Below are 21,906 nucleotides of genomic sequence, written 5' to 3' on the forward strand. Positions count from 1 at the left end.
ACCTCGGGCATTCAAATTCACTCTTCTGCACCATCCACCCTAGGTTGCGTTAAATAAGGGTAGTTAACCAGAACAAACAGAGCGAATCCCATTATCCAAAGAAGTTGCGAAATAAAAACCGATTCCACATAAACCCCTTCCAACACCAACGGCAAAAACACCCTACATATAACAGCTGCCAATATTAGCCACTGCGCCATACTCACCCAGCGTGAAGGTTGTTTAACACCTCGTCCAGTATGTCCCAACGTCACGCGCGACATCATAGAGAGAATGATCAACCCAAAACCACCCACCGTAAAAGCATGCAATGCAAGAGAACGACTTATTAGATTGACATATGGTTGTAAGGCAAACAGCAAAAAACCCAGCGTAATAAAAATAAAGGAACTGTATAGACCCCACAATAGTGGCTTTTTCCAAATACCTATCGTGTGCCAGTTGTATAGACGAACACATGAAATGACAAATAAAAGAGTCGATAAATAACTACTTATCCTTGCATCTTGAACAAATACCTCAGCAAGAGCAAATGCTAGAAATATAAATAAATTTGAAGAGTCTAAAAATGTCGAGTTTTTCAATTGAACGTTGTAATCAACACCTTTTTCTATAAAAAACGGCATCACTCGACGCGCTATCGTTAACACAAGCGCTAAGATCAAAAACAATCCACCATAAAGCCCCCAATAAACGCCTTTCTCAAGAACACCAAATAAGCCAAGGTAAAACAACATATTGCAAACGGCTAATAGAAATATTTTAGACACAATTCCAGCTTGCCGCCATTGCTTCACCTTCAATATTGGCAGCAAGACAGCAACAAATAAACACACACTAAAACTTAAATCAAAAATTGCAGCAGCAGTAAAAAAATCCACCCCTAACAACATACTAATCCTCGCACCGAACCACATTAAAACAAGTATCAATAAGGGTGTATTTTGGACTGTTTGAACGCCTGTCCAGTTCTTAACTGCGGTAAGTAAAAAGCCTGCAACAGCAGCCATCGCAAAGCCGTAGATCATTTCATGCGCATGCCAATAATGGCTAGCAAGCCCAAGCAGTGGAATTTGCACATAAAACACGTACACTGCTAGCCACGACAACATCGATACAACTGAAAATATTCCAGCGGCTAAAAAAAATGGGCGAAAACCCAACACAAAAAAATTAGCTTTAACAGTTTGCGTCGGAGGCTGTTGGTTTAAACCTGTCATGATCCATATAAAGGTATAAGAAAGGAAAGAAGTATAGCAAAGTTTATCGGCGCATTATCACCCTCAAATTTTATTCCTAGCCTCTAGTAAAGCGTTGTAATGAGAGACCCTCTTAATATGAAATTAAAAGCCTAGAACTTATTTACAACAAAGTACTTGTGGGCCACTGAGAGTTTATCCGTCGGTTATAAACATTAACTTAGTGACATACCGCTACTGAAGTACTGCCACTAAGTTTTTTTAACTTCCACAAGTGGAATATCGTGTTGGTTAGCCCAAACCACCCAATCAGAAGCTGATTTCTGCTTTAATTTTTGCGCAACATCGTTTTTGTTCAGTGACTCCAGTTCTAGTTGCTGCTTAAATTGCGCCCTAAAATGTGGTTCCAGCGCTGCAACAGCCACCCAACCATCTAGCGCTTCGTATAAAGAATATTCAGGCAGAACACCACTCAACAAGGCACCTTCGCTAGTCATGCCATGTACAAAGGGTTGTGCCATATAATCCGCAGCATCGGATAACGCCACCAACACTTGCCGCCCTTCTTGTCCGTCTTTACTCCCCATGATCGCTGCCAGTCCTTCAAAAGCTGCCCGCTCTGCCCCTGCTAAATCGGCTACCAATGTTTTCGGCATGTGAGGAGCGCTCAATAAACCTAGTGCTGCTTGATAGGTTAAATCATGCCCTGCATGATTATCGTTAGGTGCGGGATAACCCACCACCGCAACGTGATTTAACATTGGGAACTGTTTATGTAATGCATCCCAACCAAGTCCAAGCCGGTCTAATGCGGCTGGACGCTGGGCAGTTAATAGCAAACTTGCAGATAATAGTAGCTGGTCTAACCGAGCCCTTCCTTGCGCTGACTTTACATCTATCCTCTCTCGTTGCTGCCCACGGTTAACCTCGGCATACCAACTTGGGCAATATTGCTCAAACGGATCACCTTGTGGTGGTTCAACCTTAATAACTGTTGCACCTAAATCAACAAAACGCTTAGCCGCTAAGGGCCCTGGTAAATTCAACGCTAAGGTAACAATAGTTATATTTTCTAATGGCTTATACATAAATCTTAAAGTGTTTTATTTAAAAAGGTCAGGTGTTACTTCTCGATGATAGCCCGCAAATGGTGATGTATTTATCACCTTAGGTAAAGGGTAAACAGCCGTATTACCTTGTGATGCTGCACCATCGACTCGAATTGTCGTGCCGCTTACATAACAGGCCGAGTCACTTAATAAGAAACAAATAGACGCACTGATTTCAGCCTCATTACCTAATCGACCCAATGGCACAGCATCCTTTAATGTACGCAAAACAGCTTTAAATTCAGGGCCATAGGTATCCATACCACTCGACATTATCCAGCCTGGAGCCACCGCGTTAACTCGTACATTTGCATGACCCCATTCATATGCCGCTGTTTGAGTGAAGTTAGCCATACCAGCTCGAGCAGCACCTGAGTGCCCCATACCCGGCATGCCACCCCACATATCAGCCACAATGTTAACTATTGAACCACCGTGTTTTGACATTGATTGCTTATACACTTCTCGCGCCATTAAAAACCCGCCAGTTAGATTTGTGTTTACCACAGCATTCCAACCATTTTTACTGATTTTATCTAAAGGCGATGGAAACTGCCCACCGGCGTTATTAACTAAACCATAAATTTCACCGTGTTTAGCAATGAACTTGGCAACAAGCTCCGTCACAGCTTCTTCATCACGGATATCACAACTGCCTATGTCGCAAATTCCACCGTCTTCAATAATTTCATCGCGGACGGCTTCAAGCTTCTCAATCTTACGGCCTACTAATAAAACATTAGCACCTAAAGATGCCAACTCATGTGCATTACAACGTCCAAAACCACTGCCGGCACCCGTCACAATAATATTTCGATTGCTGAATAAACCAGGACGTAAATCTGATTGATAACCCATATTTAAAGCCTTTTATAATTGATTAAACTAAAACTACTTTGATTTATTTAAAAATGCAGTCATCATATTTTTTGCATCTTCAGTATCAAACAATGGAATAAACGCTTCACGTTCAAACACCAAACCTTCTTCTAATGTTGTATTAATCGCTTTGTTTACACAAGCTTTACCAGCACGAACCGCTAAAGGTGCTCTGCCGGCAAGTTCAGTGGCTAATTGCACCGCCTCAGCTTCAATATCAGCAGGGTCAATGACGCGACTAACAATACCACGTTGATGCGCTTCTTCAGCAAGCAGGGTACGTCCATTCATAACCATCTCCATCGCCAAGGATTTACCAACAATTCTCGCAACACGTTGAGTCCCACCTGCACCTGGAATAACCCCTAGGTTCACTTCAGGCAAAGCAAATTTTGCGCCCTTAGTAGCAAGCAAGATATCGCACTGTAATGCCAATTCAAAACCACCACCCAATGCCATGCCAGAAACGGCACAAATAGTTGGCTTAGTGAAAGTAGAAATAGCTCTCCACCCCGTAGAAGCCTCAACCATTTCCAACATTTCTTGGCCGCTGATACCAACCATTTCAGCAATATCCGCACCCGCTGCAAAGGCTTTTTCAGAACCCGTAATAATCACAGCTCCGACTGCATCATCTTGCTCAAAGTTGTCTAGCGCGGTACCCAACTCTATCAATAATGTAGAATTAAGTGCATTATATTGACGAGGTCTATTAAGCCTAATCAGGCCAACACCTTGTGCAGGCGATTCAATTAATATCGTTTCATAACTCATGTATCTCCCCCCCCCCTATTTTGCTGTTAAACGTACCGCACCATCAAGTCGGATGACTTCCCCATTTAGCACAACATTTTCAATAATATGCCCAGCCAGTGAAGCAAATTCCGCTGGTTTTCCGAGGCGCGGTGGGAATGGAACTATTTGTCCTAAAGAGACACGTGCTTCATCAGATAATTCTGCCAACATGGGGGTTTCGAAAATCCCCGGTGCAATGGTACAAATCCTAATGCCGTAACGTGCTAACTCACGTGCAATAGGTAGTGCTAGGCCCACTACGCCAGACTTTGAGGCGGAATAACTTGCTTGGCCAATCTGGCCGTCAAATGCAGCTACAGACGCTGTATTAATGATAACGCCACGTTCACCATCGTCAGTGGGCTCGTTTTTCGCCATCGCTTGAGCGGCCAAGCGAATAACATTAAACGTACCAATGAGGTTAATGTTAATGCCTTTAGCAAAGAGCTCTAACGAATGCGGGTTACCGTCTCTATCAAGCACTTTGCTCACAATCGCAACACCTGCTGCATTAACAACCCCATGAACACCTGTAAACGTACTCTTTGCAACCTCAATCGCCGCCATTACATCCGCTTCACTCGTCACATCGGTTTTGACGAAACGACTGTTCGCACCAAGTTCAGCTTCTTTTGCTTTACCTGTTTCTTCATTAATATCAAGAATAACAACGTTTGCACCCTGTTCAACTAACATCGACGCTGTCGCGCCTCCTAGGCCAGAACTACCACCCGTTACAAGAAAGGTTCTATTTTCGTAATTCACTGCATTACTCCTTAAATTCGTTCAATAATTGTTGCTGTTGCCATGCCCAAACCAATACACATGGTTTGCAATGCAAATTGACCATCGGTTGCTTCTAAACCTGCAACCATCTTAGCCATTAAGCCCGCCCCTGTCGCACCCAAAGGGTGACCATGAGCAATGGCACCGCCCCATGGGTTAACTTTCTCAGGTGCTGGGTTTATTTCTTTCATCCACGCCAGTGAAACGGTCGCAAATGCTTCATTTATTTCAAACCAATCAATATCGTCTACCGTTAAGCCCGCCTTTTTTAGCGCCAATTTTGTTGCCGCGATAGGACCATCCAATTGTAGAACAGGATCACTACCCACGACGACACGTGCACGGAATCTTGCTCTTGGTTTAAAACCATCCGCAACCGCGACATCCTTATTTGCAATGAGTACGGCCGCTGCACCATCGGAAATTTGACTTGCATTACCGGCTGTCACAACACCATCACCATTTGGGCGGAAGATAGTTTTTAGCGAACCGAGCTTTGCTGGGTCTATTACCGCACGCACACCTTCATCCGCTTCGAGCGTTATGGCATTACCTTCTTTATCTAACCCCGGCATCGCTATTATTTCCTTGTTAGCACCGGCGTTGATCGCTTGTTGAGCTTTAGCATGGCTATCGATAGCGAATGCATCTACATCTGCACGCGTAATGCCCCATTTTTCAGCCATTAATTCAGCGCTTACACCTTGATGAACTAAAGGGTATTTATTAAGTAACTCAGCACCCATTGGGTCAAAACCTTTGTACGGACCGCCAACAGTCATGTCCGTTAACATTGCAACGCGCGTCATATTTTCCACACCGCAGGCAATCGTGTAATCAGAATCCCCGGCATCGATCACTTGAGACGCGAAATGTACCGCTTGCTGACCTGAGCCACAAAAACGATTTAAGGTGACACCAGCTACTTCTATAGGGAAGCCAGCCATTAATAAAGATTGACGCGCAACATCGGCTGCCTGTTCACCAATTTGTGTTACAGCACCGGCGATAACATCATCCACTTTTGCTTTATCAATACCGGATTTATTAACCAAACCTTCAAGCGCATTGGCGAGTAATTTATTAGACGGGGTTTCTCTATATGCTCCGTTGTATTTACCAAATGGCGTTCTAATAGCCTCAATTATGACTGCATCTTTCATGTTCTTTTCCTTAAATAGTTTTTAACCAAATAATGTTCTGCTGAGAGCTTAATCCCAAACCCAATCTTTGTATTGCTCGCGTAGTGTCAATTTCATGAATTTTCCGGTAGAAGTTTTGGGGATTTCTTCAATCGTCTCAACCGCGTCAGGTAGCCAAATTTTGGCAAACTTACCGTCCAAGAATTGACGGATATCCTTTGTCGTCACCACTTTGCCATCTTTCACCACAATAACCGCCAGCGGCCTTTCATCCCATTTCGGGTGCGCCACCGCTATGACTGCTGCTTCAAGTACATCAGGGTGACCCATAATGGCATTTTCAAGGTCAACCGAACTGATCCATTCGCCACCTGATTTCACCAGATCTTTCGTTCGATCAGTGAGTTTTACGTAGCCTTCTTTATCTATCTGACAAACATCACCCGTTCTTAACCAGCCATCGTCACTGAACTTATCATCGGCACCTTCGTTTTGGTGATATGAACCTGTAACCCAAGGACCTCGCAATTCCGTATTACCCGATGTTGAGCCATCCCAAGGTAGCGTGGCGCCCTGCTCATCTACAATCCTGATATCAATAAATGGCAACGCGACACCTTGTTTTACACGATAGGCATATTGGGCGTCTTCATCACACTCTAACAAATTGTTTTTCACCAAGCCGAGGGTCGCCAGTGGCCCCGTTTCCGTCATACCCCATGCTTGGATAATTTTCATATCGAAAGTGTCGAAAGCACGGAATAGGGATTCAGGAACTGCTGCGCCACCAACGGCCATTCGCATATTCGGTGCCGTTTTCCAACGCTCGGGTTCTGACTCTCTAGCTTGTTTTATTGCCATCCAAATGGTTGGCACACCCGCACTCAATGTCACCTGCTCACTTTCGTATAAATCCAATAAACTTTCCGCATCCAAGTGAGGGCCAGGGAGCACTTGCTTAGCGCCAACTAACGCCGAGGTATAAGGCAAGCCCCACGCATTGGCATGAAACATCGGAACAACCGGTGTCACAACATCAAATTGACTAATGGCTAGTGTATCGGCCATCGCTTCTGCCATTGAATGCAACACCGTTGATCGGTGACTATAAACAACCCCTTTAGGACGACCCGTGGTGCCGGATGTGTAGCACATGCCCGCCGCATCATTCTCATCAATCTCTGGGTAAGTAAAGTCACTATCGCCTGAGCGCAAGTACTCTTCATAGTCGGTATATTCAGCGCTCACAGCTTCACCGCTTAACGGCACAACAATCACTTCTTTAAAAGAAACGTCTTTCTTGAACTGCTCATACAGGGGCAACAATATATCGTCAATAATAAGTATTTGATCGTTCGCATGATTGGCAATATAAGCAATATCTTCGGGCGATAACCTTAAATTCAATGTGTGAATCACACCACCCATTATTGGAATTCCAAGGTAAGCCTCAAGGTGCGCATAGTGATTCCACATTAATGTCGCAACGCAATCTCCTTTTTTAATTCCTCTTTTAGTTAACGCAGAAGCCAACCTTTTAGCGCGCTGCTGCACCGCTAAATAGTTAGTTCTATGTAAGGATTTATCTGGCATTCTCGATACCACTTCAACGCTTGGGTAGTACAGGCCAAGTCGTTCCACGATATTCGTCAACGTTAATGGATATTCCATCATGGTACTTTTAGTAGACATCTTCTTTCCTCCTCCGTATACTCAGAAACCAAGCAAGCGCTAGGTAAAATATGACTATACCCAAACAATCTATTAGACGCAAGGAGCTTGTAGCTTCTGCAGCCCAGTTATTTAAGGAGAATTCGTTTGATCGCACGACCGTTCGCATGCTCGCAGCAGCAGTTGGCATGAAGTCTGGGAGCCTTTTTCATCACTTCAAAGATAAAGAAGAAATTTTAATGGCGGTTATTGAAGACGGCCTAAAAAAATCATTGATAACGATTCAGAAAGAAACCAGCGCCGTTACACAAACAGACAAAAAGTTGTTTGCATTAATTTACGGCCACTTAAAAACATTACACGGCGATGAAAAAGATGCCCATATCGTTTCAATCACAGAATGGCGATCGCTAAGCGACGAATCAAAATTGCACTTAATTACGCTACGAGACGAGTACGAACAGTTTTGGCAAAAAATTATCTGCGATGCTATTGGCAACAACATACTAACCGGTGAGCCAGCGCTCATTCGGCTCTTTATCTTGGGCTCACTTAATTGGAGCATCCAATGGTTCATACCTGGCCAAGGCAAGTCGATTGAAGAGTTGGCCCACGAATTCTACAAGATGGTGGCACAAAAAAACTCAACATCCTTAATTTAACCAACGAAGAGTAATCAAATATGATCCCTAGGACTATATACGAGCAAGAACATGAAATCTTTCGCGACAGTGTGCGCAAATTTCTAGAAGACGAGGTTGCACCACACCATGAACAATGGGAAGAAGATGGCCAAGTTGACCGTTCTGTTTGGCTAAAAGCCGGCGAGCTAGGCATGATTTCTCCCACTGTTCCGGAGGAATTTGGTGGTGTTGGCGTTAATTTTCTCTATAACGCTATTGTTGATGAAGAAGTTTCTCGGTTAGGGCTTAGCGGGCTTGGGTTTGCACTGCATTCAGATATTGCCGTGCCCTATATCATTCATTACGGTAGCGATGAGCAAAAACGTAAATACTTACCGAAACTAGTCAGTGGAGAAATGATTTCTGCGATCGCCATGACCGAACCGGGAACAGGGTCGGATTTACAAGGCGTGAAAACCACCGCCATTAAAGATGGCGATGACTACATTTTAAATGGTTCTAAAACATTTATTACCAATGGTCAGCTGGCAGATATTGTTATTGTTGTAGCCAAAACAAGCCCTGAATTAGGCGGCAAAGGAACCAGCCTTATTTTGCTTGAAGACGGTGTTGAAGGGTTTTCCAAGGGCAAAAACCTCAAAAAAGTAGGCATGAAGGCGCAGGATACCTCGGAATTATTTTTTGATAATGTGCGTATTCCACAAAGCTGTTTACTCGGTGAAGAAAACAAGGGGTTTATATATCTCATGCAAGATTTACCGCAAGAACGATTGTCTGTGGCCATTACCGGCATTGCCGCTGCCGAATCCATCTTGCAACAAACTATTGACTATACAAAAGAACGTAAAGCCTTTGGTAAGCCCATCTCAACGTTGCAAAACACACAGTTTAAATTAGCCGAAATGGATACCGATTTAACAGCTGCTAGGGTATTTGTTGACCGCTGTTTAGAGTTGCATATTGAAGGAAAACTAGACGCCGTCACCGCATCAAAAGCAAAATTATTATGCTCTGATTTGCAGTGCCGAGTGATGGATGAGTGCCTACAGCTGCATGGTGGTTACGGCTACATGTGGGAGTACCCAGTCGCTCGCGCTTGGGCTGATTCTCGCGTACAGCGGATCTATGCAGGTACCAATGAAATAATGAAACTAATTATCGGGCGTTCTTTAACACAATAAACACACATTCCAACGAGGGGAAAACTGATGTCAACAGCTATTGAAAAAAATCTAATTGATCGAGTTGCAATGGGTGATTTGTTTAGACGCCGAGCTTCAAGTGCCCCTCATTCTATTGCCTTAGTTGAATATAGAGATGGGGACCGTCTCAGCTTAACGCACCGAAAACTCAACCAATCACTCAATAAAGTTGCCCGTGCATTGCGCTCATTGGGCGTACAACCCGGTGACCGTGTTGCACTGGCTGGCTTAAATTCTATAGAGTTTTCCCTAGCGATTTATGGTTGCATGAAAGGTGGTTACGTTGTCGTGCCGCTCAATCATTTACAAAGCACAAACGACCTGAGTTACACCATCAACCACTGTGAAGCCAAAGCGGTTATTGTTGAAGATTCTCTTATTGAAAAGTTTCAACAGATAAAAACCACCTTATCATCGGTCGATCACTGGATCTCCATGGAGGTAACTAACTGTTCTATACCGAGCGGTTTCTTAGATTTTCAGGACATAATAGACGAGGCGTCCGATGAGGAAGTAACGGACGTTAAAATCAACGATCGCGATCCGTTACAAATCCTCTACACCAGTGGCACGACCTCCAAACCAAAAGGCGTTGAAACATCACACCTTGCACTATTCATCAACACCTTAGCCGCCGCCATTGAACTCGGCGTACGACCAAAAATGACTGGCTCATCGGTTATGCCGATGTTTCATTGTGCCCAACACCTTGTAACAACGACGGTTATGCACGTAGGTGGCACAGCGATTATATTTAGAGCATTCGACCCTAAAGCCTTTTTAGAGGCCATTGAGACTGAAAAAATACAATTTGTTTTCTTGTTACCGTTGATGTGGAAAGCCTTATTAGACGTCCCTGAAATTGACGACTATGACTTAAGCTCTGTATCGGTGGGCATGTACGGTATGGCACCAATGGATCAACCCAGTTTAGAACGATTAAAAAAACGTTTTAATTGCCCTTTCGTGCTTGCCTCAGGTCAAACCGAGATGACCCCCCTGGCAACCGTTTTTCACGACGTATGGCCGGAAAAGAAAGGTAATTATTGGGGCGAAGGCATATTAACAACCGATCAAGCCGTGATGAATGATGAGGGAAACTTATTACCCAACGGAGAGGTTGGAGAAATTGTTTGGCGCGCACCGTCGGTGATGAACGGTTACTACAAAGACCCACAAGCAACGGCTGAAGCGTCAAAATTTGATTGGCACCACTCTGGTGACTTAGGTTATTTCGATGAAGATCGTCAACTCCTCTTTGTAGACCGCAAAAAAGACATGATAAAAACCGGTGGCGAAAACGTACCGTCAGTGAAAGTTGAGCGCGTTATTATGGCCCATTCCGCTGTTGCAGCCACCACCGTTATAGGACTACCACACCCCCATTGGACAGAGGCGGTCACCGCGTTTGTTATCTTACGGCCCGATATGGATGCCACTGAAGCCGACATTATTCAAAGTTGCCGAGCTGAACTCGGTGGTTATGAATTACCTAAACGCGTTATTTTTCTAACGACCTTGGCCACCACCGCCACCGGTAAATTTTTAAAAGCTCCGTTGCGCGAACAATACACCGACTTGTATTCCAACGAACCGGCTTAACACGCTACTAAACAAACTAAGGAGTAAAGATGCTTGATGTTACTAAATATGGTTTTAACTCAGAAACCCAACAGGTTTACGACATGGTGTATGGCTATTCACGCGATGAACTTTATCATTTATCCAGCAAAATGGATAACGACGACTGGTTCCCTGAGGAAGCCTTTCGGAGCATGGCTGACGTTGGCTTATTAGGCTTAACCGTACCAGAGCAATATGGCGGCCCGGGGCTGGATTTATGCGCTCAAGCATTTGCATGCGAGGCCATGAGTATATGGAATCACACCATGGCGGGTAATTATCTTGCCAGCGATAACCTGTGCGTCAATAACATCCTACGTAATGCAAACGAATCGCTGAAACAAAAATACTTGCCTCGTTTATGTGATGGCTCGGCCATTGGCGCGCTCGGTCTAACAGAGCCCGGTGCCGGTTCCGATGCCCTAGGTAGCATGGCAACAACCGCAAAACGTGACGGCGACTTTTATGTCCTCAATGGTCGCAAACTATTTATCACCAATGGCCCCGTTGCCGACGTGTTATTGGTTTACGCAAAAACAGCACCTGAAAAAGGTGCTCACGGTATCTCAGCCTTCATTATTGAAAAAGATTTCCCGGGGTTCTCAGTGGCTCAAAAATTAGTCAAAATGGGCTGGCGCGGTAGTGAGACAGGTGAACTGGTGTTTGATGATTGTAAAGTACCGGTGGAAAACCTCGTTGGTAAGGAAAATAACGGTGTAGAAATCGTCATGAGCGGCTTGGATATTGAGCGCGTCGTGCTGTGCTCACATGCTATTGGTATTTCACAACGTGCGTTAGACATCACCATTGAATACGCAAAATCACGTCAACAGTTTAAAAAGCCTATCGCTGCCTTCCAAATGGTGCAATCGATGATTGCTGATATGTATACCGATCTTGAACTAATGCGCTGTCTTACTTATCAATTATTAAAAGAAATTAAAGACCTCGAACAAGGCGGTGGTGGCCGCGGTGAAATTCATATGCGCTCTGCAGCTGCTGCTTTACACGCTGGCCGTGCCTGCATGCGCATTCTAGACCAAGGTGTTCAAATACACGGTGGCATGGGCTTTATGTGGGAATCTGAAATCAACCGCTTGTATCGCACCGGTAAGATTCTTGAAATTGGCGCAGGAACTAATGAAGTGCGGAAATTAATCATTGCCGGTGAGCTACTAAAATAATGACAACAGAAAACATGCAAGAATTTCTCAAACCAACACAGTTTATAGACAGCGATTCTGAAGCGGTTAAATCATTCGCGCGGGAAGCCACTCAAGGCGCGAATAGCGATATTGAAAAAGCAATTCGCTTGTATTATGCGGTTCGCGACAGGATTCGTTACGACCCATACAAGTTTTACCTTGATGAAGAAAACTTTACCGCCAGCAACACCTTAAATGAAGGATCCAGTTACTGTATTCCGAAAGCGATTTTACTAACGGCCGCTGCCCGTGCTGTCGGCATTCCCGCACAACTTGGCTTTTCTGACGTTAGAAATCACCTCAGTACTCAAAAGCTACTCGATTTAATGGAAACCGATGTGTTCATTTGGCATGGCTACACGGTTCTTTATCTTAATGGAAAGTGGGTCAAAGCTACGCCAGCATTTAACATTGAAATGTGCGAGCGATTTGGTGTTAAACCACTGGAATTTAATGGGGTTAATGATTCATTTATGCACCCCTTTAACCAACAAGATCAAAAACATATGGAATACCTCACCGATCACGGCATGTATGCCGACTTACCTTATAACGAACTCATTGATGCCATACAAAAAACCTATCCAAAATTTTGTGCAATGCTCGCACAACAACAACTTGGAAACGATTATAATTTCAATACAGAAGATATCACTGCGTAATAACCGATTCAGGTTTTCCTTAATTTAATTTCAAAACAGCATATGCCCTTACCTAAAAGTAGCCATCAACGAAAAGAGATCCATACCCGCCAAATAACCTGTAAAGGGTTTCAGCGAGACGATGGTTTATGGGATGTGGATGCACAAATAAAGGACATTAAAACCTACCCGATTGACAATACTTACCGTGGCACAATTGAACCGGGCGAACCCATACACGAAATGTGGATACGATTGACCGTCGACACCAATTTACTGGTTCATGATTGTATTGCCGTCACTGACCATTCACCTTACGCTTGTTGTGGTGACATCACCCCTATTTTCAAAAGCCTTATCGGCAAACAAATCGCTCCTGGTTGGACTCGGTTAGTTAAAAGCCTCGTCGCTGGTGTTCAAGGCTGCACACACTTAGCTGACCTGGTTGCTCCCGCTACCACAACTCTGTACCAGACTATGGCTGGAATCGCTAAGGGTAAAACTGATCAGGAAACATCGAAACCCTTTTATATTGACGGCTGTCATGCTTGGGTAAGCGATGGAGAACAAGTGTTAAATTTTCATCCTGAGTATTACACCGGGAAAAATAAGTAACGGCTAAACCTCTCCCGTATAAAAAAGGCCCTATTATTAAATAGGGCCTTTTTTATACATTGAGTGTTATATCTTTTGCTCGCCTTTAGACAACGTAACGACCATCAAACCTAAGCGCCCTACTAAATAAAGCAATGAGGAAATCCAAATCGCCATCATTGCCCAATAACTAGATCTAAAGATAATATTCCACAAATCAGCGCTTAAGATCATAACGCTTGAATCTTGACTGGGTAGAAACATAAACGGCGCAACAGCGGTACAAACTAACGCTATTTTAAATTTGAGATCGAAATCATCCGCTGCTAAACGCGTTTGTGCGTAAAACCAAATCGACCCACCAACAATAAGGTATAAAGGATAAAAAATACTGTAGATGATCATTCGACCAGGAATTAATTCATCCGGTATTAAGGTCACTTGGTGCCAAGCCGTGTCTTGATGGGCCAAGAACCCACCAGACACCACAACAAAGCCTGAAAAGAAAAGCAACCACACCATCAAAGACATGACCTGTTTGATTTTACCCATTGAATCAACTGAATCAGAGACTGGTTTCCGTAATTTTAAATAAATAACGGTACTAACCACGCAATAGAAAATGGCGATAAAGACAATATCTGAGTCTTGTAGATTAAAATACATAGATTGCTACCTCTTAAATCAATCGTTATTTCTTAACCCACCATGCTATAACCACCACTAACACTAAGCACTTGGCCAGTAACATGACCCGCTGTAGCGTTAGATGACAGAAACACCACCGCATTTGCCAAATCGTTTGGCCGCCCAACTTTCTTCAGTGGTAAGGCTTTAGCGATCATTTCAAATTGTTCTTCTGTAAACATTGAGTCTTTTTGTGTCCACATGCTGTTAGCACCGACTTCATCATCATCTTCAGGAATGGTTACACCTGGACAAACGGCATTACAACGAATACCAAAACGACCATTTTCTCGTGCTAGCGATTTCATTAAACTATTAATACCCGCTTTCAGTGCGCCATAAACAGCCTCTCGTGGCTCTCCTTGGCGACTTGCATCGGAACTTAATGAAACGATAGAGCCTTTGGTTTTATTTTTAAGCATCACCTCAAGCACCGAGTGCGTGCAGTTAAGGTTGCTGATGAAGTTGATAGCAATCAGCTTTTGCCAAAGTTCTGGTGTTGTTTGGGTGAAAAACATCAAATCATCCCAACCCACGTTGTTAACAAGTGCATCCACTCCACCAAACTTGCTATCCGCAGCAGCAACCATGGCTTTTACCTGATCTAAATCGGTGACGTCCGTTTTAATTACCTGCACATCAGATGCGCCTTTTTTAATCGCTAATTCTGCCACTTGGCTAGCTTGTTTTTCATCAATATCAGCTAACGTAATATTAGCGCCCTCCTTAGCAAACCCTAATACAATACCACGGCCAATATTTGATCCGCCGCCCGTAACAATAACCGATTTATTCTTTAGTTCTAAATCCATAACTCTCTCCAATTTTTTAATTAATTATTTTTATTTCAACAGCTTAAGAAGTATTCTTAAGCTACTTTATTACACATTTTTACAATTGATTCAATCACTGCATGCTGTGACTCGTGGTGCGGCATATGACCAACGCCGTCTAATAGTTGAACATCAGGTGGGTTCACTAAATGATCAAGCAATTCTTGCAAACTCGCCTCATGACCATAAACATCCGCTTTGCCAAAGATGACGTGTGTTGGACATCTGACTTTCTTAATGTCATCAGCCCATGAACAGTCTTTAAACTCTTCCGATAACCACGGCCTTGCCCAGCCATAAAACAAAGCATCTGTTGCGTCACCATGAAAGACTTTTAAGCGTCTGGCTAAGGCACCAGTTTCATACTGTTTGATAGCTTCCCTAATACCATCACAGACCAGTTTATTAACCACTAATGGTGGCGAAATTGCACAGACCGCCAACACTTGATCAGCCAAGAAAGGTGCTGCAATTAATGCCATCGCCGCTCCATCGCTATGTCCAACTAAGATAACTTTTTTTAAACCCAAGCTCTGCAAGACTGCTGGCAACACCTTTTCAGCTTCATGGTGCCTATAGTCACGTTCTCGTTGCTGAGTTAGTTTGCCCGACTTGCCATGGCCAAATCGCTCATAAACCACTACCGCCAAACCAGTAGCCTGTGCAAGTTCAAGAGGGAAATCTTTCCACATTTCTATGCAATCCAGACCACCGTGCAATAGCACAATAACGGGCTTGTCACTGCTTATATTGCCAATAATATTAGCTCTTAGTGCATACTCTCCTAACGTTAGAGAAACCGCTTTGGTGTTTAAAATAATAATCTCCTAGGCCATAAAAACAACCAATCCCCAATCAAGGACATGGTCATTTTTACCTTCTTTAGGCGCATTCTCTCCCCTATCCGCCCACACATTAATTTGCAAATCTACCAACCCACCGCCTGATGCGAGTGGCGTTTTTTTCAAAACAGTGATTTCACTACGCAAAATATCCCCCTCAAACACCGGCGCAACATGATTACAGTGCCGCCAAGCAAGCAGCGATAACATATTTGGCAAGGCTCTCACTAGCTGAGCCGCGGCAATGGAAATCGTATGCCCGCCATAAACCAGCCGTTTACCATAAACACTGGCACCTGCATCAGTATGTGTCGTTGCAAGGTTTAGTGTTAAACGGGTCAATTCAGGAGCTGAGGTCACTGTCTCTCTAGCTTTGATTTTGTAGGTAATATCGGCCTTTACTTGGTCGAAATGCACGCCCGCAAAACGAGCACGAAATTTATTTAAATCCCATTCCGTCGGCACTGCGTCAATTAGTGCATCAAGAGAGATATCCGGCGGCATAATACCCAGATCATCAGCGTGACCTGTTTGTGATTTTGAGTCGCGACATGGCACCATAGGGCAACGCCAAAAATGCATTATTTCTTCGCCATGTTGGTTGGTTGTGGTAATTTCCAAGCCCACCATGCCGGTTGATGGACGGCCCATTTTCGTTTTATTTTGGCGTAAAGCAACAATCTGAGTTTTAGTACTCAAGGTGTCGCCAATATAAACCGGTTTTTTAAGAACAAGACCTCTGTAAAACAAATTACCCATTACATTTTGGGTAGCATAAGTCGTTTGACCTATGCCAAAACCCATCGCCATAATGGCATTCGCCAACGGGCGTTCAGAGCCGGTGATTTCGCGCGTTAGATGGTGATCCAACGGTAACCTTGAGCGGTCGCCAAACAACATTTGGTGCATTGTTGCATGCCCATCTGTTAGCGTAATGGAAGGTGGCTCTTCTAAAAATTCACCTACTTTAAAATCCTCAAAATAAGGCCCTTCGATTAACACTTCTTCCATCTCGTATAACCCTCTAATTATGTGCGGCTTGATAACGCATTAATATGCTTTGTTGAGCACGAATAACGGGTAGATCAATCATCTTATTTTGGAAGGTGAATACACCCTGTCCTTGACGTTGGGCATCATCCCAAGCGGCCAAGATAGCGTTCGCCTTTTCTACTTGCTGTTCTGTCGGCGTATAAACATCATTTACTATAGCGACTTGGTGTGGGTGAATACACAGTTTCCCCGCATAACCTAAATTCAAACCATTTAACGTATCATTCCGTATCGCCTCATCGTCCTTAACATCCAAACAGACATTATCGACCGGCGTTGCGCCAAATGCTCTAGCGGCTAGCGCCACCTGACAACGCGCATGATAAATAATCCCAGTATTTGCATTTGCCTCATTCAGCGCCATATCGGCGGCAAAATCCACATGGCCAAAACAAACTGAGTCCGTAGTCGTTAATGCCTTTGAAATATCGGATGCCGCCAACACGCCCTTGGCTGTTTCGATGATAACGAAGAGCGGAAGCGCAGTGTTTTTAAAAAAAGACTTGGCTTCCTTTACATCGCCTGCCGACTCACACTTTGGTAGCATAATGGCGCCACGGCCGGTTGCCAGTACCGCCTCTATATCTTCCACAAACCACGGCGTTGATAAGCCATTAACGCGAACGATCAGTTGCTTTGATGCAAACGCTGAGGAACTCAGCGCCGCCACCACGAGTTCCCTAGCACGTTCTTTTTCAGCAGGTGCTACGGCATCTTCAAGGTCGAATACAATTGCATCTGCAGCAATACTCGCCGCTTTATCTATGCGCTTTTGTACCGAACCGGGAACAAATAAAACGGAACGACAAAGGTCTAAACTATTCTTCATATTTTGATCTTTTTTTAGTATGAGCGTGGCAAGCCTAGGCTCTTCTCAGCAACGTAGTTTAATAGCATTTCACGATTAATCGGTGCGGTTTTTAATAACCGAACCACTGAATACATATCATACAAACCATAATCATCCGTAAACCCATTACCGCCAAAGCATTGTAGAGCAGAATCCACCGCTTTAATGCCGGCATCTGCAGCCGCAATTTTGGCCATACTGGAAGCTTCGCCCGCTGACTTATTATTGTCAAATAACCACGCTGCCTGTTTAATCATTAGTGAGGCAAGTTCAATTTGTGTTTTGCCTTCGGCTAATGGGTGCTGTAAACCTTGATAAGCACCAATTGGACCATTAAACACAACGCGTTCTGATGCATATTCTGCGGCACGATTAAGCGCTAATCTACCCATGCCAGTACACATTGCTGACACCACAATACGCTCAGGATTTAACGATTCAAACAGAATATCAAAGCCTTTGTCGATAGTCCCAATCACATCGTCTTCGGTCAGTTCAATGTCATCAAAAAATAACTGGAATTGCTTCTCAGGTAATACCACGCCCATTTCCAATGGCGTCATACTCATGCCTTTTGCCTTCATATCAACAATAAACAAGGTAAAACCATCCGTTTTACTGGCCACATCCGTATGTGCTTGAGTACGAGCAACCACCAAAGCATAATCTGATTCGTCAGCACTGGTGATAAAAGTTTTTTGACCGTTTAAATAATAGCGGTCGCCCTTTTTCTTGGCGATGGTATTAATTTTAATCGTGTTGGTACCCGCTGTAGGTTCCGTGATAGCAAAGCAGAACAAAGTTTTACCCGCGCAAGCATCTGGCAAATACCGTTGCTTCATCGCCTCGCTACCGTGATCAGCGATCATTGGTAAGGTCATCGTGGAACCGACCACCATGGATAATAATGGAATCCCGTTATTTGCCATTCCTTCCATCAGCAAGGCCATTTCAGTCATACCCAAACCAGCGCCGCCGTATTCTTCTGGCACCATTAACCCCATAAAACCATCTTCACTCACTTGGTCCCAAAGCTCTCGAGGAAATTCGTTTTTACGGGCTTTTTCTAACCAGTATTTTTGATCGTATTTCTTTGCAACTTGATCACCATATTCATAGATCATTCGCTGCTCATCATTTAATTCAAAGTTCATAAAATCTCTCTTGTGTGATGCGGGATGCCGTTATTAGCGCCCTTTCCATTGTGGTTTTCTTTTTTCAGCAAACGATAGTGGGCCTTCAATACCGTCTTCACTGGCATAAACAACCTCATGTAGGCGTTTAGCTTCTTTAAGGCCCTCCTTACAGCCAAGGCTCATTGCACTCAATACGCTCGCCTTTGCTGCCACCACTGATAGTGGTGCGTTATCTCTAATAATTCCGGCTAGCCGATAGGCTTGCTCCCTAACTTGGTCGGGTGTTTCTTCCAAATAATTAATAAAGCCAACGTCATAGAAACGCTGAATGGGCATTTGTTCGCCCGTTAGAACTAATTCCATAATGAGCGGTTGCGGCAACATACCAAGTAATGGCACAGCCCATGGCGAACCTCTGCCAATTTTTGCCTCGGTGATCCCCACCCGCGTACCAACCAAACCAACCCTTAAATCCGAATTTAAAGACAGCAACATACCGCCAGCCATTAAGTGTCCAGTCATCGCTGCGATGATTGGTTTTTTGCAATCACGCATACGTTGATGAAATGGATCCTTCAGCATTGAAAGCACGTCATCGCCCGTGCGTTTTTTAATCTCAGCCGCCTCTTTTAAATCCATACCGGCACAAAAAACACCACAGTCCGATGATGTGAGCACTACTACTTTTACATCATCATTACTATCAACCTCTTCCCAAGCGTCAGCCAGTTTATTTACCAAACTAGTCGATAGTGCATTTTTTCTTTCTGGGCGATTTAACTTTATTGTCGCCACGCCTTTATCAAGCTGATAAATTAGCTCTTCATTTGCCATCACTACGCCCCCTGACGTTATTCATTTTTTACTTGTATAATTGGCTAATAATTTACCAAACAAGCGTTAGTTTGTAAAGTTGTTAGCAATAAACAAAATGATTGGTAAACTAACTTTTTATACTTAAATTTAATGTAAGGAATAACATGCCAGATCACTTATTTTCACCCATCACAATAGGCTCTCTTACATTGCCTAACCGCATCATCATGGGCTCTATGCACACAGGGCTTGACCACAGTGAAGATCCATTTGGTCGCCTTGCCGAGTTTTACAAAGAACGCGCGGAAGGTGGCGTAGCATTAATAGTAACCGGTGGTGTTTCTCCTAATGAGCAAGGCTTAATTAGCCCCGGATCTATGAAGCTGACGGACACTCAACAAGTGCCTGACTATAAGTTCATTGCCGATACCGTACACAAAGCCGGCAGTAAAATCCTATTGCAAATACTCCATGCTGGGCGTTATGCCAAACAGGAAAACCTCGTTGCGCCTAGTGCGATTCGCTCACCGATTAATAAATTTGAGCCTAAAGAAATGTCTGAAAACGACATTCAAAATACCATTAACGATTTCGTCAACTGTGCTGAGCTAGCCCATCAAGCAGGTTTTGATGGTATTGAACTATTGGGTTCTGAAGGGTATTGCTTAAACGAATTTACCGCCTTACGGACTAACCATCGTAGCGACCAATGGGGCGGCACGCTAGAAAATCGCGCACGTTTTCCGTTAGAAATTATTCGTGCCATTCGCAACAAGTTGGGGCGTCAGTTCTTTATTCAATACCGTATGTCAGTTTTAGAACTGGTTGAAGGTGGTTGGAATATCGACGAAGCGCAACAATTCGCCAAGTTCTTAGAATCAGCCGGCGTCGACCTCATTAATACCGGAATTGGCTGGCATGAGGCCTCTATACCAACCATTGCCATGCAAGTCCCCAGAGCCGCCTTTAGTTGGGCCACAGGAAAAATCAAACAGGCTGTCAATATCCCAGTTTCCGCCGCTAACCGCATCAATACTGCCGAAGTCGCGGACGCAATCATTAGCCAAGGTGATGCCGACTTAGTGTACTTATCTAGACCGTTTCTAGCTGACCCTGATTTTGTTATTAAAGCCCAACAGCAACGCACTGAAGAAATTAATACCTGTATCGCTTGCAACCAATCGTGCTTAGACAATTTATTTAATTTCAAAACGGTGAGTTGTTTAGTCAACCCACGCGCCTGCCACGAAACATTTATGTCAAAGAGCCAAACCGCAGCTTCCCCACAAAAAATCGCTGTTATTGGCGCGGGTGCTGCTGGTTTATCTTTTGCCATTGAAGCGACTAAATTTGGCCACGACATCACACTGTACGACGCTAACCCACACATAGGCGGGCAACTGACATACGCGCGTAACGTCCCCGGTAAAGAAGAGTTTGATGAATTACTTCGTTATTTCGAGGTCATGCTTAAAAAATATAAAGTAGATCTACGACTGAACAGCTATGTCACTGCAGAAGAACTCGAATCCGCTCATTACGATTCAATTGTATTAGCGTCAGGTATTAAACCGCGTCAACTCGATATTCCGGGCATTGATGGCCCGACTGTTTTCAGTTACGAAGAGGCTTTTCAGTCACCGGATAAAATTGGCCGGCGAGTCATCATTATTGGAGCTGGAGGGATTGGCTATGACATGGCTCAATCTTTAACTCACCAAGATAACGACGCCGACCCGATCGAATCGTTTAATTCAAATTGGGGTATCGATCCCGAAGGCATGCAGTCAGGCGCGTTAGACTCCACCGCAAAACCCGCAACAAAGAGCATTCGTGAAGTGACCATGCTACAACGCAAAGCAGGAAAGTTTGGTCGCTCATTAGGCAAAACGACAGGTTGGATTCACCAAGCTGAGTTGCAAAAACGTGGTGTTAAATTATTAGGCGATTTAAATTACCTAAAAGTGGATGCTGCAGGCTTACATATAGAAAAAGAAGGTGTTGCCCAATTATTACCGGCCGACAGTATTATTGTTTGCGCAGGGCAAGAATCACGTGATGATTTAGCTGACTCACTAAGTAACGTAACAAACAACTTATACAAGATTGGCGGTGTTAAAGAGGTGCGTGAACTGGATGCCGCACAAGCCATTAGGGATGCCACCAAATTGGCTTATAGTTTAAGCACAACATAAAAAA

Annotated in this window: 21 protein-coding genes; 7 read left to right on the top strand and 14 right to left on the bottom strand. The window is 44.0% G+C overall.

What is annotated here, in order from left to right:
• Nucleotides 1-17: 17 nt before the first annotated feature.
• The 7 genes from AB1Y31_05255 to AB1Y31_05285 all read right to left on the bottom strand — a co-directional run bounded on the left by AB1Y31_05255 (nt 18) and on the right by AB1Y31_05285 (nt 7,602).
• On the bottom strand, nt 18-1,220 hold the full coding sequence (locus tag AB1Y31_05255; GenBank protein MEW4982571.1) for an NnrS family protein: 1,203 nt from the start codon (nt 1,218-1,220) through the stop codon (nt 18-20).
• A gap of 230 nt (nt 1,221-1,450) precedes the next feature.
• Nucleotides 1,451-2,287: a CoA transferase gene (locus tag AB1Y31_05260; protein ID MEW4982572.1), complete on the bottom strand. Its 837-nt coding sequence runs from the start codon at nt 2,285-2,287 to the stop codon at nt 1,451-1,453.
• Between the two features lie 15 nt (nt 2,288-2,302).
• Nucleotides 2,303-3,166 carry an SDR family oxidoreductase gene (locus AB1Y31_05265; GenBank protein MEW4982573.1) on the bottom strand — a complete coding sequence of 288 codons (864 nt, stop codon included), beginning with the start codon at nt 3,164-3,166 and terminating at the stop codon, nt 2,303-2,305.
• A gap of 33 nt (nt 3,167-3,199) precedes the next feature.
• Entirely contained in the window at nt 3,200-3,961 is a 762-nt protein-coding gene (locus tag AB1Y31_05270; GenBank protein MEW4982574.1) for an enoyl-CoA hydratase-related protein, read from the bottom strand.
• A 15-nt stretch (nt 3,962-3,976) separates the two neighbouring features.
• Nucleotides 3,977-4,747 (bottom strand): 3-hydroxyacyl-CoA dehydrogenase, encoded by a 771-nt coding sequence (locus AB1Y31_05275; protein ID MEW4982575.1) that lies wholly within the window; start codon nt 4,745-4,747, stop codon nt 3,977-3,979.
• Between the two features lie 11 nt (nt 4,748-4,758).
• The gene (locus tag AB1Y31_05280; GenBank protein ID MEW4982576.1) at nt 4,759-5,931 is read right to left on the bottom strand and encodes a thiolase family protein; all 1,173 of its coding nucleotides are present in this window, start codon (nt 5,929-5,931) and stop codon (nt 4,759-4,761) included.
• Between the two features lie 48 nt (nt 5,932-5,979).
• Entirely contained in the window at nt 5,980-7,602 is a 1,623-nt protein-coding gene (locus AB1Y31_05285) for a long-chain fatty acid--CoA ligase (GenBank protein MEW4982577.1), read from the bottom strand.
• 50 nt (nt 7,603-7,652) lie between these two features.
• Here AB1Y31_05285 and AB1Y31_05290 point away from each other — a divergent pair, with 50 nt between their 5' ends.
• The 6 genes from AB1Y31_05290 to AB1Y31_05315 are packed head-to-tail and all read left to right on the top strand — an operon-like array spanning nt 7,653 to nt 13,511.
• Complete coding sequence (locus AB1Y31_05290; GenBank protein MEW4982578.1) at nt 7,653-8,243, top strand: TetR/AcrR family transcriptional regulator; 591 nt, start codon at nt 7,653-7,655, stop codon at nt 8,241-8,243.
• A 20-nt stretch (nt 8,244-8,263) separates the two neighbouring features.
• Complete coding sequence (locus tag AB1Y31_05295; GenBank protein MEW4982579.1) at nt 8,264-9,406, top strand: acyl-CoA dehydrogenase family protein; 1,143 nt, start codon at nt 8,264-8,266, stop codon at nt 9,404-9,406.
• Nucleotides 9,407-9,433: 27 nt separating this feature from the next.
• Complete coding sequence (locus AB1Y31_05300; protein ID MEW4982580.1) at nt 9,434-11,029, top strand: AMP-binding protein; 1,596 nt, start codon at nt 9,434-9,436, stop codon at nt 11,027-11,029.
• 29 nt (nt 11,030-11,058) lie between these two features.
• Nucleotides 11,059-12,234, top strand: a complete 1,176-nt coding sequence (locus AB1Y31_05305) for an acyl-CoA dehydrogenase family protein (protein ID MEW4982581.1) — start codon at nt 11,059-11,061, stop codon at nt 12,232-12,234.
• A complete protein-coding gene (locus AB1Y31_05310; protein MEW4982582.1) occupies nt 12,234-12,917 on the top strand; it encodes a transglutaminase family protein in 684 nt (227 codons plus the stop codon). The genes AB1Y31_05305 and AB1Y31_05310 overlap by 1 nt, the downstream gene beginning before the upstream one ends.
• Before the next feature lie 42 nt (nt 12,918-12,959).
• The gene (locus AB1Y31_05315; GenBank protein ID MEW4982583.1) at nt 12,960-13,511 is read left to right on the top strand and encodes a DUF2889 domain-containing protein; all 552 of its coding nucleotides are present in this window, start codon (nt 12,960-12,962) and stop codon (nt 13,509-13,511) included.
• Between the two features lie 66 nt (nt 13,512-13,577).
• On the opposite strand, the gene AB1Y31_05320 is transcribed toward AB1Y31_05315, so the two are convergent.
• From AB1Y31_05320 to AB1Y31_05350, 7 genes are all read right to left on the bottom strand, one after another.
• A complete protein-coding gene (locus AB1Y31_05320; GenBank protein MEW4982584.1) occupies nt 13,578-14,156 on the bottom strand; it encodes a methane monooxygenase/ammonia monooxygenase subunit C in 579 nt (192 codons plus the stop codon).
• 32 nt (nt 14,157-14,188) lie between these two features.
• Complete coding sequence (locus AB1Y31_05325; GenBank protein ID MEW4982585.1) at nt 14,189-14,989, bottom strand: SDR family oxidoreductase; 801 nt, start codon at nt 14,987-14,989, stop codon at nt 14,189-14,191.
• A 56-nt stretch (nt 14,990-15,045) separates the two neighbouring features.
• On the bottom strand, nt 15,046-15,735 hold the full coding sequence (locus tag AB1Y31_05330) for an alpha/beta hydrolase (GenBank protein ID MEW4982586.1): 690 nt from the start codon (nt 15,733-15,735) through the stop codon (nt 15,046-15,048).
• 102 nt (nt 15,736-15,837) lie between these two features.
• Nucleotides 15,838-16,863: a MaoC family dehydratase gene (locus AB1Y31_05335; GenBank protein MEW4982587.1), complete on the bottom strand. Its 1,026-nt coding sequence runs from the start codon at nt 16,861-16,863 to the stop codon at nt 15,838-15,840.
• Between the two features lie 13 nt (nt 16,864-16,876).
• Complete coding sequence (locus AB1Y31_05340) at nt 16,877-17,734, bottom strand: CoA ester lyase (GenBank protein MEW4982588.1); 858 nt, start codon at nt 17,732-17,734, stop codon at nt 16,877-16,879.
• A 14-nt stretch (nt 17,735-17,748) separates the two neighbouring features.
• The gene (locus AB1Y31_05345; protein ID MEW4982589.1) at nt 17,749-18,909 is read right to left on the bottom strand and encodes an acyl-CoA dehydrogenase family protein; all 1,161 of its coding nucleotides are present in this window, start codon (nt 18,907-18,909) and stop codon (nt 17,749-17,751) included.
• 33 nt (nt 18,910-18,942) lie between these two features.
• Nucleotides 18,943-19,725: an enoyl-CoA hydratase/isomerase family protein gene (locus tag AB1Y31_05350; protein ID MEW4982590.1), complete on the bottom strand. Its 783-nt coding sequence runs from the start codon at nt 19,723-19,725 to the stop codon at nt 18,943-18,945.
• A gap of 146 nt (nt 19,726-19,871) precedes the next feature.
• On the opposite strand from AB1Y31_05350, the gene AB1Y31_05355 reads away from it, so the two are divergent.
• A complete protein-coding gene (locus AB1Y31_05355; protein MEW4982591.1) occupies nt 19,872-21,902 on the top strand; it encodes an FAD-dependent oxidoreductase in 2,031 nt (676 codons plus the stop codon).
• Nucleotides 21,903-21,906 lie beyond the last annotated feature (4 nt).

Origin of the sequence: Cycloclasticus sp., from assembly GCA_040743155.1 — a bacterium.
GTDB lineage: Bacteria > Pseudomonadota > Gammaproteobacteria > Methylococcales > Cycloclasticaceae > Cycloclasticus.